This window comes from Mucilaginibacter phenanthrenivorans, assembly GCF_024721155.1.
Lineage (GTDB): Bacteria > Bacteroidota > Bacteroidia > Sphingobacteriales > Sphingobacteriaceae > Mucilaginibacter > Mucilaginibacter phenanthrenivorans.
In genome coordinates this window covers 106,767-121,207 of sequence record NZ_JAHVAP010000002.1, presented here as the reverse complement: position 1 = coordinate 121,207, position 14,441 = coordinate 106,767, and the positions used below count along the sequence as shown (strand labels likewise).

Below are 14,441 nucleotides of genomic sequence, written 5' to 3'. Positions count from 1 at the left end.
AATTTAACAAAACCGAATTCAACTATAGAAATCCACAAATCGGAATATTTGTTTCCTTTTTGGAAAATAATAAACACAACCTAGAAGACTATTCCATGAAGTAGTAAGAGATGAAGTACCGGAGTTGGGGGCAAAATACTTGCTGCTGGCTGATGCAGACCGTAACGGGATGAATAAAAATAAAAAAGGCCGAAAAACTCTCGCAGTTTGTCGGCCCTACATCTACCTATGAAAAACAACCCTTTTGGAAGGGCATTAACCTTAACTCAAAAGCAATGCCAGTTTATTTATTTGCCTTTAACGTTCAATTTTTTTACGACCTTTCCTAAAAGGCAACAACCGGGGAATTATTTTCGCACCCCATATGAATATTTTTGCTCATTTAAAATACCGGTTATACTTTTAAACATGCATGCAAATTATTAACAACCTATAATCTAAAACTATTAATTGGAAACCATAACCAATTAATGTTGTTAAGTTTATATGGATTACAATGTATATTTATTAGCAACCGATCCGAATAATCCTTGCCGCGATGTTATTCATTCGCGGGATACCCGTTTAAAGATCAGGGTATTTTGTTTGAGTGAGGAATCGTTTAGTCCTGATAGTAACGAGATCCAGCTCTACGGATACGCTCAAAAAAAGCTGTATGCGTTTGAAACGATAAATATTGCGGCCGATGATGCCCTTGATGTGGTGAGCGCCATTCAGTGGTACGCCGAATATATTGACTACCCCGAGATGGAAATATTGCCCGAAGACCCACGGGCCGACCAAAATGTGGCAATGTGAAGGCTAAGTTTTAAGCGTTTAGACTGTAAAAGATCCGGCCATACCAGTGTCGTGGATTAAAATCGAAATTATAATTAGCAGTTTATAAGCCAGTTACCAACTTTTAATAAAAAAAGTAAATTATTTTTTGAAGAATAGCACAGAGATTCTATATTTGCAATCCCAAAACGAACGGAAGTTTTCGCTCCCAAACGTTACAAGGATCACAATAAAAAAGGGAGTTTAGCTCAGCTGGTTCAGAGCATCTGCCTTACAAGCAGAGGGTCACTGGTTCGAACCCAGTAACTCCCACCTTACTGGACAAGGACGAGAAATCGGCCTTAGTCCAGTTTTTTTTTGCCTTTAACTTTCTGTTAATCAGGGCAATATTCAACACAATTTCATTGACTCTGGCGGTTCGAACTTTCGAATCGTCAAAGGTCAATTTTTGAGGAAAAAAGGAACCAATTACCCCTCTTTGCCGCTTCAAATCATAGCTATCGTACTCATTATAAACGCTGTAGAGGTTCGATATCGCTCCAGTAACTATCTTTTCAATATTTCGGGTAGCCAAATTCATCTCCGGCAGCTGCGATTCCAGCACTGTAATCTCTTTTTCACTCGCCAGTTTTACCTGCCGGAAGTCGCGTGTGTCAAACTCACCCGACAAAGCCAGTTCCCTTGCGTGATTGATTTTATCATACAGTTCCTGTATCTGTGTCATGACGCGTCTGCGCCCGTCTAAATCACCGCTGGCGTTTAGCTTAAAGGCCTGTTTGATAATTTCCGCATAAAACTCTTCATAGCCCGGTTTAGGGCGGTATTCGTTCAATTCCGTAATAAACGCCTCGTTCACTTCTTTGGCTTTATGCCGGGTATTGCAGTTTTTAAAACAGTGATAGTAGTAATAGTAGCTTTTACGCCCCTTTGATGCACTACCCGTTAACATTTTACCGCATTTAGGACATTGCAGGAAACCCCTTAACGGCAGAAATTCTTCGGAAACTTTTTTCGCCCCGGTCTTTTTGCCGCGTTTTAACACCTCCTGTACCTCATAAAATAAGGCTTCACTGATCAAAGGCTCATGCAGGCCGTCGACAATGTATTCTTCTTCGTCCTGGTGTTTAGGCACTACGACCTTGCCGCAATAGACCGGGTTGCGGATAACCTGGTAAAAATTTTTGAGCTTGCAGCTGATACCCATAGCGGCGGTCTCCTTGAAAATATGTGTCAGGTTAAATTTTCTCCGGGCGATCTCTTCAAATGCCCAGCGCATGGCCGATGCATAGGGCTCTTTTAAGGCGATGTATTTATTACCACGTTCATCGGTAAGGTTGACGTAGCCAACCGGCGCAGCAGCCGGCCAGCGGCCTTCTTTTCTCGCCCTGCGCTGCCCGTAAAATACATTGAGGGAGCGCCTGTCGTTTTCCACTTCCGGGGCGGCCAAATAAAAGGCCAGCATCATCTTGTTTTCTGGTATCGTTAAATCCAACGGCTGTTCGATGGCCTGCGGCTCGATGCCAAATCGACGCAGTACGCTGATCATGTAATAGGCGTCACCGGTATTCCGGCTGAACCTGTCCCACTTTGTAAACAACACCAGGTCGGTTTGTCCTTTGTTTTTTCGCAGGTCGACCATGAGTTTGTTCCATAACGGGCGCTTGAATGTTTTTGCCGAATGGTCCTCAAAGTAGACCTTAAAAATCAAGATGCCTTTGATCTCGCAATACTTGCGGAGCATTTCTTCCTGGTGCCTTTGTGAAAATCCTTTTTCCGCTTGTTCGTCTGTACTTACCCGGATATATAAAGCCGCTGTTTTCATAACCTTTTATTAATGATGCAACTTAAATTTACATATTTACCAAGTGATTTTCAAGGTAATTTCTGATATATTTATATTCAATAACGACCCTTTCGAGTTGTTAAAAAGTGTGATTTCACCAATCGTGAAGAGAATTAATCGGGTGTAAAAAAGTAAAAGAAAAGGCTATGATTGGGGTGAGTTATTTAAATTTTTATGATTTTCCAGCCGGCTTTTTCCAGCGCGGATTCCTGATTTTGTAACCTGCTTTCTAATGCTGCGAAACAAAGGAGGTGTGTGGCTCTGGATAAACCGACATACATCATTTTTGCTGACTCCTGCTTTCTAACTTTGGTTTCGACAGAAGCACATTTCCCGATCAATTGGTTAAGAGACTTTTCACTCTCATGATCATAATAACAAGTTTCCAGGTAGAGGGTAGCTAAGTGCGTTTCCCCTTTTACGGAGTGAACCGGGCCAACTTTAAATTTTAAAGTATCATGGCATAAAATATTTAACGGCTCCGCAATTTTATCCATAGGTGTAACCATTAAGCTTTTATCGGATAAAAAACGGAGACTTTCCGAAGACAGTTTTATATCAAACACACTTTGGAACAGGCCGGGCAGATATACGTTTATCCGTTGGTGCACGCCGTCGGTTTCGCCTCTGATGATGTTGATGCAGCAATAATAGAGGAAGTCTTTAAAATCACTCATATGTTCGGGTTTGAATTGCCTCAGGTAGCTTAAAAAGGTTCTTTTTGTAAAATATCTCCCGTTATGCTCTAAACGTTCTATCCTAATTATCCTTAAGATGGCATTCAGGATATTTTTCCGAATCGCCTCCAACGTCATCTTCTCTTTATCATAGTGAACGAGATAAGATAGAAAGTTGGAATAGTCGATTTTTTGTTTGGCCGCTTCTTTTAGGTATGGTTTAAAATAATCACTTATTCTAAGTTTACCTACCTCCGGTTCCTTACCATTCCATCCTATAATTCTGATGGGCGGAGACAAAACATTCGGTAAAATGCCTTCAGCTTGGTATTTCAGCACCAGGTCACCAAATGTTGTGAGCACATTTTTAATTGACTCTTGCTTAAACAGAATAATATATGGGCTAAGATTGGGGCCTTTATTTAGGCCGATAATTGGAACACGTCGTTGAGCACCAAAATTTTGGACAATGCTGGCGATAGCGGGTGTTAAACGATGGCTGCCCGAAATCGTTAGGCTGTTCGCCCGCTCAACCCAAATACTTTCCAACGAGGATGAATTTTCAGTAAAAATGCACTGGTTGATATCTCCTACCCTTTGATAGCAGTTTCCGTTTTGGGTTGGATCATGGAAAATGTTTTCCAGCAAATCATGCTGATGTCTCTCCATGTCCTGCATCTCATCAACAAATACAAAAGGGAATCGCAGTCTTAAATATTTAACTAGATCAGGCTTTTTATGTAAATATAACTTTGCGAGATAATAAGCATCGTCATAATGCAGTGTTCCTCTCGTCAGGCATTGAGATTTTAGAGCAGTTAGATACTCCATGACCGCAACTTTTTCATCAGCGGTATAATCCACATAATTGGCAGGCTTTGTTTTGCCCAATGGCTTTTTTATGATCAGTTCCGGGCCATTGATATGACCGACCAAATGTGTTTTTGATTGGCTGTCGAGGTCAAACCGATAGTCAAAAATCACAGCAGGCTTTACATTATAGATGTATTTAACTTTGTTAAAAGTCTCAAATTTTTGATCTTTCACACATAGCGTCATTGCCCTCTCCAGTTCCTCATTATAAACCTCATTATCAATTCTGATAAGTCTTTTTTTAAAATAATTCTCGAAAAAAGGAATAGCCAGGAATTGGTTGACGAAACTCTGAATCGTTCCTACAAAGTTCGGATACGTAAACAACTTTGGACAGTAGCGACCAATCCTGTTCCTGATTTCGTCGACAGCTACATTCGTGTGTGAAATGATTAATATTCCAGCACCGTTTTCTAAGGGAAGCCTTTTTTCCAAGATCAGTAATTTGGCTAACAATACGGTTGTTTTACCACTGCCGGGTACCGCTTGCAAATCCACGCTTTTCAGACATTTGATAAAATCCAGCCGTTCCTGATCGAATTTTCCAGTGCTGCCGAACAATATTTTTTCAGCGTATTCGATTTCACTGTCATTAATTTCCTGAAGCATAATCGATCGCAGCTATTAAATACTTAATACTTTCGTCATCACGCAAGCCGTCAACGCTTGTTGTTTCTAAATTATCTGCGAAACGTTGTGCAACAATTGATTTAGAAATTTTATCCTGGGCCAACCCCAACTCGTTTTTACCAGTTAATATTTGATCATATATTTTATAGGCGATTTGTTCCCTGCTTTCACTCCAATTATTAAAATGCAATTCAACATTGGCGATTGCAGATCGATATGCGTCTAGTTTTTGTACACCCCCATCGTTTTTTTGTTCTAACAGTGCTTCCAGTACAGATTTATAAAATAGCTTTCTGAGCTTTTCAGAAGATGCCAAACAATATTCCAGTGTCCAGAATGGTGACACAAAGGTTTTTACGACTTGCCCGTCATACTTAGCGGCTTTAACAGTTTGCTGGTCTTTTATTTTTTCGGCTATTTCACCTTCAGTAAAGGCTACTTCCTCTGTTTCCCCCTGCTCATTTGTAATTTCTTTCTTTTCTCCTGCCTCCAGCGGTTTTACATCGACATCGGTTATCACAGCAACGGGCACATCCATACGATCCTTGCCATTTCTTTGAAAGATCTTTGCATAACGGAGAAAAGCAGTATTGGCGATATTGATCACAGAAATGCCCGACTTCGTCAGATTGATGCTGATATTTTTTGCAAGCGCCGGGAGAAAGAGTTCTTCGGCCCAGCCTTCAACCAATATTAAACCCCTCGAAAAGAATAGATTCGCCTTGGTTACGTCCAAGAAGCGCTCTAAGAATTTGTAATCTGGCTGATCAAGTTTCGTATGCAAATTACCCATCGGAAAAGCCTTGCCTCCCTGACAAATGATCAGGTTTTCCAATCTGATCTTTGAGCCAATGTTGGGGCTATGTGTGGTAAATATCAGCTGGATATTTTCTGCTTCCTTTTGCAGTGTTTCCATGACCTGCAATTGTATTTGCGGGTGGAGGTGGGCTTCAATTTCTTCTACCAGTCCCAGCTTCAGACCATCCCAGTTCGTTCTTTGCAAATGCAACAATTCGGAGGCGATAAACAGCAAGTTATGGCTCCCAAGTCCCAAATTCAATTCATCTAAAAACAAGAGGCTCAACCCTTCCAATATACTTTTCAGGTTACCGCCGCTCATTTCAAACCTGGAAAGCCGATTAGAAAATAGTCCTAAATATTTGTCAATTATCGTTTTAACTTCTTCGCCCCTTTTGTCCACGCCGGTTAAGGCCTGCCCCTCCTTGTCCAGCCCTTTAAAATATCCTTCAATTTGGTCATTCAATTCCTTGATCAGCGATACAAACCGGTGCGTTTTTTCCTGTCCTTTAAATGCATGATGACCGGATAATATTTGGGATAACCTTGAATTTCTTTTTGGAATTAATTCTGTTTTTGCGTCCCTGAGCGGTTTTAAATAGGTGACCTTTAAATATTCCCGAGCTTCAGCGGAAATTTGATGTCCTTCCGGATCAACGCCTGCACGAATGTCTGATGGCAGGATATACTCATCTTTTCTGCTGACATCCAGTATGACGCGCAAATAGGGTTCCGCCTTTTTACCGTCACCGGTCCACCCTAACCATTCAATAAAATTTTTGGCTTCAGAATCACTTAATTTGATAAATGTACATTCAATCCTGAAGCGATTGCTGTCCAAGTAAAAGTCTTCCAGTTCAATTTTAATCCAGTCATTGGAGTGTGTCTTTAGAACGAGCTTAATCGCGTCTATAATAGAAGATTTTCCACTATCATTCTCGCCAATCAATAGATTAAGCTGCGGATTGAAGGGTAGGTTTAGATCAGGATCGTTCAAATCCAATTCACCTGTAGAACCGAATTTCCGAAAATTCCAAAGCTTTAGATTTGAGAGGTGCATAATTGTTAAAAGACGAGGTCAGGAATGATTAGGTTAATGTCCAAACACCAAGATCGAATATTTTGGCCGCAGGGAAATAAATATCAAACCTACGCAATCAAAGTGATAATATTTGAAGTTGTAAGCAACTAATAACTAAGTGCTTATTGCTTTTGTAAAATATGATGATTAATTTTACAGCAGACCCATGAGCCAATCGTAGTCTAATCTTTGTGCTAAGACCCATACCGGTTTAATTCGTCTGCAGACGTGGCATGATAGGTTAAGTTATTTGCAAATGTAACATCTATAGAGGGCTTAGTTTATTATGCTTATGGGGTCTTAAGCAAAGGAGTTCTTTTGGTTCTTGGAGTTTAATACCATTCGAGATGAAAAAATGGATAAACCCCAACCTTAAAAACCAAGTCAGCCAATTTTCTTTAAAATCGGTTTCAGGTCTGCTGGGCGGATTCGCCACAGCAAAGTTATTGTCACCGCCGGCTTGGTTCCAAAACATTCTTTTCGCGATAATCATTATTTATATTGTTCTCGGGCTTTTGAAATGCGTTATTGACCTTTTAAAAAGTTACGATGATCGGAATGCGCTGAAGGAGAAATACGATCCTCAATGATCATGAAAGGATTAAGAATGATCTCCTCAGGCAAGCAATGCACAACGACCGATAAGCCCTATGTGCTTCGGTCACTTTGAAACAGGGGATACCAGATGAAGCCTAAGGAAACAGTAGTCCGGGTACCCAATCGACATCTGTAGTCATTGAGACTACGATCCGCCTTGATGAAGGCACCACAGCTTTGATCCGCACAGGGTGCCGAAAGTATTGAGTGGTCATTGAGACTACTATCCAGCAATGGAGAAATAATATTCAGCTCCCGGAAGGGAGCTTTTTATTTTCGGACAGTTCTGGTTATTTAGCAAATATCTAGGCTTGTTGTTAACCGCTTTGTTCAAATATAATGCTGACCACATCCGGTAATGCCTTGTTATTAAAAACATCCCCATCGTAACATGCATTTTCCGGAAATAGTCGCCCTACTAGCTTTCGCTTATCCTCCAATACGGCGCCATCGTATAACTCAGTCAAATTTAGGAACTGGTTACTGTGCCGGTTCAGCAATTGGGTAATCGCCTCTCCCATATCCGCCATCCTACTCAAATCCGTTTCCAGGGAGGCGATCCGCCCGTCACATTCTTTTTTGATTTGCTGGTAATCATCTGCGCTAATGGCTTCACTCATTAACAGTTCCAGGGCCTTTTTGAGCCTGATGTGCAGGGCTTCCAATTGGGACAGCATTTGCAGCCGTTGGTTTTGCCTGCCGGAGGTTTGCTGTTTAAAGATGTCACGGGCAATTTCTTTAAATAAAGAGCGATAGGCCTGTTTTGGGATGAGTTTTTTAAGCAGCATTGCGAATGCCGTATGGACGGCTTCCGCTTTAAAGCTGGTCCGGCAGCCTTTGGAACAATGATAATAATCATAATAAGCGCTCCTCCCTTTGGAGGAACTGCCAGTCAGTAGCCTGCCGCAGGTTGGGCAGACCAGGAAACCGCGCAGCGGCATTTTCGCCAGTGAGGAGGTTTTTGCCTCGCGTAGTGATTTTTTACCATCCAGGACATCCTGTACGCGGCAGAATAATTCCTCGGTGATGATCGGCTCGTGCTGCCCATCCACCACCTGCAAGGTTTCATCCCGGAATGGCTTCACCACGATCTTACCGCAATAGATGGGGTTGCGGATCAGGTTCCAGAAATTGTTCTTTCCGCAGCGCAGGCCATCTTTTCTCGCCTTTTTCCAGACCTGTTCCACGGAAATGCGGCCAGTAGCGATTTCGGCAAATGCCTGTTTCATGATGCCTGCCTGGGGTTCAGCAGGGCGGATAAACTTCCGCCCGTCTTCGGTGGATCGGTTGATATAGCCGGTCGGCGCAGTGGCGATCCAGCGGCCTTCTTTTTTTGCCCGGCGCATACCGTGAAAAACGTTCAGTGCGCGGCGGTCATTTTCCACCTCTGGCACGGCCAGGTAAAAGGCCAGCATCATTTTGTTCTCCGGAATGGACAGGTCGAGCGGCTGTTCAATGGCCTGGGGTTCGATACTCAGGCTCCGTAATAAACCGATCATCTGGTAAGCATCGGCGGTATTACGGCTGAACCGGTCCCACTTGGTAAACAGGACAAGGTTTACGCCGGATTTGCCCTTCGATCTTTTTAACCCGTTTAACATCTTTTGCCATTGTGGGCGGTTAAACGTTTTGGCCGAATGATCTTCGTAAAATACCTCCTGTACAAGGATAGATTTTAGGACGCAGTATTTATGCAATACTTCGTCCTGGTTGCGCTGTGAATAGCCCTTATCAGCCTGCTCGTCGGTGCTGACCCGGATATATAAGATGGCGCTCATAGTTCGGCAGTATGTTGTTTATAAAATAACACGGCTAGGAAATACAGGAAATCCAGCACGAGGATGGCGTCTTCGGCGCTGAGGGCAATCCCTTCTGCTTTTAGCATCGCCATTGCTTTGTCGGGGTTGATATTTCTTTTATCGGCTATTAAATCCATCTCACAGTTTTTTAGCAAAATTGAATTGAACACGAAAAAGCCTTTAACATTAAAATACCACAGTTTTATTCTTTTATCGGAAAACGATTAAGTTTGCCCTGTAACCAATCTATCTATGACTTATGTACCCTAATCCACTGATCATACAGCACGCGGGCATCTACACCAAAGAGATCCCTGAAGACACCGCCCACCTCGAAATCTTTGAATTAAGGCCGGATTTGTTGATTGCCTGGTCGATTATTGAGAGCACGAATGATGGTTTAAATACGCTGGACATGCGGGGTAATTGGGTTGTGAGTGAAGAAAAACTGAGTATGTTTTTGATCAATGACGATAAGGAAGAAATGTACCAGGAGCATTATTTATGGGATGGTAACAACTGGCATGCAGAATGCGATCCGGACATTATGTTGAATAAACGTAACGGCCCGGAGGATATTAAGGACAGGATGTATTTTGATTTTAGATAGCCTTCAATTACGAATAAATAGAAATTTTAGTGGTGATATTGAAACCTCGGGAAACTTCTGAGTACTATTTCGATATATACAAAAAAAACAATATGAAAAAGTACACATCAGAAGAACTGGCGGCTTACGCCAAAGCATTTGCCTTACAAAAGTTTAACAGTGCCGACGAGATTTATGACAAATTTAAGGGCGATCTCAACCACAGGATGAAACGCGTACAACTCACGTTACCAATGGAGGACGAACTGGAAAGACAATCACGAAGGCTGGCCGAGAAATCGCTCGAAATGCTTGGTTCGATCCGGGAGGAAGCAGTTGAGCGCAGGCTAAGTAATGGTCTTAAAAATGAAGCCTGGCATCCCGGCATCGACCTGGCCGAGCATGAGGTTTATTTCGACGACATGGCGATTAGCATGATGAAAGATGCTATCGCCGAAGCGCATAGACCGCTCGCAGAAGAGTTTAGTGCATGGAAAAAGAGACAGCGCAAACGTTAAGAAGCCAAACCGTAATGCCTGCCGGGCATTACGGTTTTTTCATTCATGGCAAAAACTTTTAACACAGTCCCGTCATCGTGTTAAACCACCCCGAAATTCACCCCCAACTTTGGCTTATCAAAACGATAAGCCATGACGACAAATACCAAAGAAGAACAACCCAACAACGTCCTCTCCTTTCAGACCGCCATTAGTTCGGGCTACCGGCCCCGTGATTATAGTTACGAGAAAGACGACATTCCTACCGGTGAATACCATGTGATTTTAGACTTTATGATCTGGGCGAAGCGGCTGCCCGCCATCGACCTGTATTGCACCCTCAAACAAACCGGGCAGAAGATCAGGCTCACAGTATTCCTGGATAAGGAACGGAGCTATAAGCTGCATCAGACGAATGTGGCGGAACTGTCCTTCTGCAGCACGCTGGTGGTCCAGGTCGAGCGCAACAGCAACGACAATCCCACGCTCAACAAGATCAGCCGCCCCAAGGCGGCACCTAAAACTTAAAGGTCAATGTCCTTTTTTTGAAGAAAAAAAAGGAGCAAGCCGGAGTTGGGCAAAGCCCTACTCTGCTTGCCGTTTGCCCAGCAAACGGGGTTAAGGATATACTCCTGGTATATCCTGCCGCTCTGAAACGACCACTAAGCCACAAAATGATATACCGATGGATATATCCCCCGATAAAAAGTCCCTAAAAAAGCGCCCGCCCGAAAAATCGATCCGCTTCCCGGTGGGTACGCACCAGAAGCTGGTCAAACTCTGTGAAAAGCTGGGCCGCAACCAGGTCGAACTATTCATCGCCATGGTCGATTATTTCTACCGTACCAAAAAAGACCCGGCAGACATCAACGACGAACTGCTGAAAAATGCGCTGGCCAAAAACCACCAGACCTATATCCGCTTTATCCGGTCGCAGGAAGATAACCTGCTCATCCCCGTCAAAGAAAACGTCGACCGGATGATCGTCAACCAGCGGGAGATCGTCCGGTATTTTAACGAGCAGGTGCTGAACGCCAACAAAACCATTCAGCAACAGCAGGAAGCCCAGGCCAGGCAGCTTGACGCGATAGGCCAGCAACTCGACAACAAGGAAAAGCTTAAGGTCAAATTCGGGTTTATCCTGACGAATTATACCAGGGCACTACAGAACACGCCGCCGAAAGAGCGGGACGCCCTGCTACAGGAAGCCAAACAACAGGTCAGTAAACTATAAGGCCATGCATATCAAGATCAGCGACAGCGAAACTGGAAACAACAAGGGCGGCAGCGGGGCGCTCGTGCATTACCTGGACAAGGAACAACGCCTGTTGGATAATTTGCAACCGGAACACTGGTTCAACGGTAGCCGTAACCAGGTATCTTCTACCGAAGTCAGGCGCAGCCTGGATAATAATATCGCCAAACTCAGCCGGGACGATGCCAAGTTCTTTTTGATCAATATCAGCCCCAGCCAGAAAGAGATCGTTTTTCTGAAGGAGCAATACGGCGATGATACCCAAGCCCAGTTCAAAGCCTACGCCGCCAAAGTCATGGATGAATATGCAAGGAACTTTAACCGTCCCGGTATTGAAAGCAATAAAGACCTGTTGTGGTTCGCCAAGCTGGAAAACCACCGCTATTATTCGCACAAGGATAAAGAGGTTAAAAACGGCGAGCGGAAACGCGGCGAACGAAAGCCGGGGGAACAAATGCACATCCAGGTCATCGTCAGCCGCAAGGACATCAGCAATAAGATCAAACTCAGCCCGATGAATAAATCGCGGGGCAGGAACGTGGAGCACTCCAAGAAACTGGGCCAGTTCGACCGGGCGGCCTTTATCAATTCCGGGGAACAACTGTTTGACCAAACTTTTGGTTTCGACCGCAAACTGGAAGAGACTTTTGCCTATGCCAAGACCCAAAAGAACGGCAACCTGAAAGAACGGATGGCTTTGCGGGAGGATAAAAGTAAGCAACAGCAACAAAAAGATAGCTCCAAGGGGAAAGCCCAAACTACCAACCTGAGCAGGGAAACGCAAATACAGCAAGACCACAGGGACGCGGGTAAAACCTACCTGCCGGAACAGCAACCGACCAATTACCTGGCCATCGCTTTGGGCAAGACCGGTCCGGAAGTAGCGCCGAGCGTAAGCCGCAAAAAGAAACGCCGGAGAACCAAAGACCAGGCACAAGACCAGGAAATTACTTTATAAAACAGTGAATCATGCAAACCGGGGAAGACATTAACAGCCTGCGCAAGATCATCGATTTTATCCGCATGATCAGCATTTTTATTTTAGCGCTGCATTTTTATATCAGCTGCTTTGCGGCATTCCAGCGATGGCACTGGACGGCAACGATCACGACACGCATCGTGACCAATATCGCGAAGACTGGTTTATTCAATAATATCACCAAACCCAAGCTGGGGGCGCTGCTCTGCCTGGTGATTTCGCTCATCGGCAGCAAGGGCCGGAAAGATGAGAAAATACAGCTGAAGCCTATTATCATTTATCTGGTAACAGGCCTGCTCATTTATTTTATTAGCGCCCTTTGTTTTTACCTTAACGCAACCAACGCAATTATTGCTATCGCCTATATGGGCATGACGACCATCGGCTACCTGCTCATCCTGACCGGCGGCGGTTTATTGTCCCGGCTGATCAAAAACAAGCTGAACAAGGATGTATTCAACACGGAAAATGAGACCTTCCCCCAGGAAGAAAGGCTGCTGGAAAACGACTATTCCTTTAATCTGCGCGCCAGATACCGGCTGAAAGGAAAAACAAGGGATTCCTGGGTAAACATTATCAACCCGCACCGGAGCCTGTTGCTGATCGGTTCGGCGGGCGCGGGTAAAACCTATTTTGTGATTCAGCCGATGATCGACCAGGCCATCCGGAAAGGCAGCAGCCTGTTTATCTATGATTTTAAATTCGATGACCTGACGAAGATTGCCTATAATAAATTGCTGCAATACCAAAACAACTACACAGTCAAACCCAAATTCTATGTGATTAATTTTGAGGACCCCTGCCGCAGCCACCGTTGCAACCCGCTGGAGCCGCTGGGCATGAGCGATATTACCGACGCCACCGAAGCCTCCCGGACGATCATGCTGGGGCTGAACCGGGACTGGGCAAAGAAGCAGGGTGATTTTTTCGTGGAAAGCGCCATTAACTTCCTGACGGCGATCATCTGGTATTTAAGAAAATACCGTGACGGCAAATTCTGCACGCTGCCGCATGTACTGGAGCTCATGCAACTGGATTATGACAGCCTGTTCGCCGTATTGCAGCAGGAAGAAGAGATCAAGATGCTGATCAATCCCTTTGTGTCCGCATTATTAAGAAAAGCGGCACCGCAACTGGAAGGGCAGATCGGCAGTACCAAGATCGCCCTGGCGCGTTTGTCCTCCCCGCAATTGTATTATGTACTGAGCGGTAACGATTTTACGCTGGACATTAATGACCCGGCAGCACCCAAGATCGTTTGTTTGGGCAATAACCCGCTGAAGATCCAGTCCTTTGGCCCGGTGGCCTCATTGTTCGCGACCCGTTCGCTGAAGGTCTGCAACCAAAAGAACAAACTAAAATCGGTCTTTTTGTTTGATGAATACCCCACCCTGGCGGTGGATACCATACCGGCGATCAGTACCGGCAGGAGTAATTTGATGAGCGTGGTTTTGGGTATCCAGTCGGTCGAGCAATTAAAGGATAATTACGGGACGGAAAAAGCCAATGTGATTACCAGTATCGGCGGTAATCTGATCTGCGGCCAGCAAACCGGGGATGCGGCGAAGAAATTATCAGAAACTTTTGGCAAGATCATGCAGCGACGGGAAAGTCAGAGCATCAACAGTTCGGATACTTCCATTACCCGGTCAACGCAGCTGGATTACGCGATACCGGCTTCGACCATTGCTTCCCTGTCATCCGGTGAATTTGTGGGTTTTGTGGCGGATAACCCCGACCAGCGTATCCCGCAAAAGATGTTTCATTGTGCTTTTCAGAATGACCACGGGGCGATAGCCAAAGAAACCGCGGCCTATAAGGAATTACCGCAGATCAGGCTGGTGACGGCGGAGGATGTACAGGAAAATTACCAGCAGATTAAGTCGGAGATTGCTGCACTGGTGCGGGATGAACTGGCCAAGCTGGAGGCGCGGAAGCCGAAAAAGGCGGAGGAAGCCGGGGACGCACAAGCGCCGGAGCCTGGTGATGATGATCCGGGGCAGCGGTTGTCGATCTGACCCTGCTCAACGGCAGTTTTCAAACGCA

General features: G+C 44.7%; 13 protein-coding genes and 1 tRNA gene. 9 read left to right on the top strand and 5 right to left on the bottom strand.

What is annotated here, in order from left to right; translation table 11 throughout:
- Positions 1-486: 486 nt before the first annotated feature.
- Complete coding sequence (locus KXD93_RS05150; protein WP_258135822.1) at positions 487-798, top strand: hypothetical protein; 312 nt, start codon at positions 487-489, stop codon at positions 796-798.
- Between the two features lie 216 nt (positions 799-1,014).
- Positions 1,015-1,089, top strand: a tRNA-Val gene (locus tag KXD93_RS05145).
- On the opposite strand, the gene KXD93_RS05140 is transcribed toward KXD93_RS05145, so the two are convergent.
- The 3 genes from KXD93_RS05140 to KXD93_RS05130 all read right to left on the bottom strand — a co-directional run bounded on the left by KXD93_RS05140 (position 1,049) and on the right by KXD93_RS05130 (position 6,658).
- Positions 1,049-2,599 (bottom strand): recombinase family protein, encoded by a 1,551-nt coding sequence (locus KXD93_RS05140; protein WP_258136117.1) that lies wholly within the window; start codon positions 2,597-2,599, stop codon positions 1,049-1,051. The two genes, KXD93_RS05145 and KXD93_RS05140, sit on opposite strands and share 41 nt — an antisense overlap.
- Before the next feature lie 185 nt (positions 2,600-2,784).
- Positions 2,785-4,779, bottom strand: a complete 1,995-nt coding sequence (locus KXD93_RS05135; protein WP_258135821.1) for a UvrD-helicase domain-containing protein — start codon at positions 4,777-4,779, stop codon at positions 2,785-2,787.
- Positions 4,763-6,658 carry an ATP-dependent nuclease gene (locus tag KXD93_RS05130; protein WP_258135820.1) on the bottom strand — a complete coding sequence of 632 codons (1,896 nt, stop codon included), beginning with the start codon at positions 6,656-6,658 and terminating at the stop codon, positions 4,763-4,765. Before KXD93_RS05130 ends, KXD93_RS05135 begins: the two co-directional genes overlap by 17 nt.
- 368 nt (positions 6,659-7,026) lie before the next feature.
- Between KXD93_RS05130 and KXD93_RS05125 the strand changes: the two genes are divergently transcribed.
- Positions 7,027-7,269 (top strand): hypothetical protein, encoded by a 243-nt coding sequence (locus tag KXD93_RS05125; RefSeq protein WP_258135819.1) that lies wholly within the window; start codon positions 7,027-7,029, stop codon positions 7,267-7,269.
- A gap of 324 nt (positions 7,270-7,593) precedes the next feature.
- On the opposite strand, the gene KXD93_RS05120 is transcribed toward KXD93_RS05125, so the two are convergent.
- Positions 7,594-9,054: a recombinase family protein gene (locus tag KXD93_RS05120; RefSeq protein WP_258135818.1), complete on the bottom strand. Its 1,461-nt coding sequence runs from the start codon at positions 9,052-9,054 to the stop codon at positions 7,594-7,596.
- Positions 9,051-9,212 (bottom strand): hypothetical protein, encoded by a 162-nt coding sequence (locus tag KXD93_RS05115; protein ID WP_258135816.1) that lies wholly within the window; start codon positions 9,210-9,212, stop codon positions 9,051-9,053. Before KXD93_RS05115 ends, KXD93_RS05120 begins: the two co-directional genes overlap by 4 nt.
- 122 nt (positions 9,213-9,334) lie before the next feature.
- Between KXD93_RS05115 and KXD93_RS05110 the strand changes: the two genes are divergently transcribed.
- From KXD93_RS05110 to mobC, 6 genes are all read left to right on the top strand, one after another.
- Positions 9,335-9,685: a hypothetical protein gene (locus KXD93_RS05110; protein WP_258135815.1), complete on the top strand. Its 351-nt coding sequence runs from the start codon at positions 9,335-9,337 to the stop codon at positions 9,683-9,685.
- 32 nt (positions 9,686-9,717) lie between these two features.
- Positions 9,718-10,182, top strand: coding sequence for a hypothetical protein (locus tag KXD93_RS05105; RefSeq protein ID WP_258135813.1), 465 nt, complete (start codon positions 9,718-9,720; stop codon positions 10,180-10,182).
- 132 nt (positions 10,183-10,314) lie between these two features.
- Positions 10,315-10,689, top strand: a complete 375-nt coding sequence (locus KXD93_RS05100; RefSeq protein WP_258135812.1) for a hypothetical protein — start codon at positions 10,315-10,317, stop codon at positions 10,687-10,689.
- A gap of 157 nt (positions 10,690-10,846) precedes the next feature.
- The gene (locus tag KXD93_RS05095; RefSeq protein WP_258135811.1) at positions 10,847-11,395 is read left to right on the top strand and encodes a BfmA/BtgA family mobilization protein; all 549 of its coding nucleotides are present in this window, start codon (positions 10,847-10,849) and stop codon (positions 11,393-11,395) included.
- Between the two features lie 4 nt (positions 11,396-11,399).
- Positions 11,400-12,374 (top strand): DUF5712 family protein, encoded by a 975-nt coding sequence (locus KXD93_RS05090; RefSeq protein ID WP_258135809.1) that lies wholly within the window; start codon positions 11,400-11,402, stop codon positions 12,372-12,374.
- Between the two features lie 11 nt (positions 12,375-12,385).
- The gene (gene mobC, locus KXD93_RS05085) at positions 12,386-14,413 is read left to right on the top strand and encodes a conjugal transfer protein MobC (protein WP_258135807.1); all 2,028 of its coding nucleotides are present in this window, start codon (positions 12,386-12,388) and stop codon (positions 14,411-14,413) included.
- Positions 14,414-14,441: the final 28 nt, after the last annotated feature.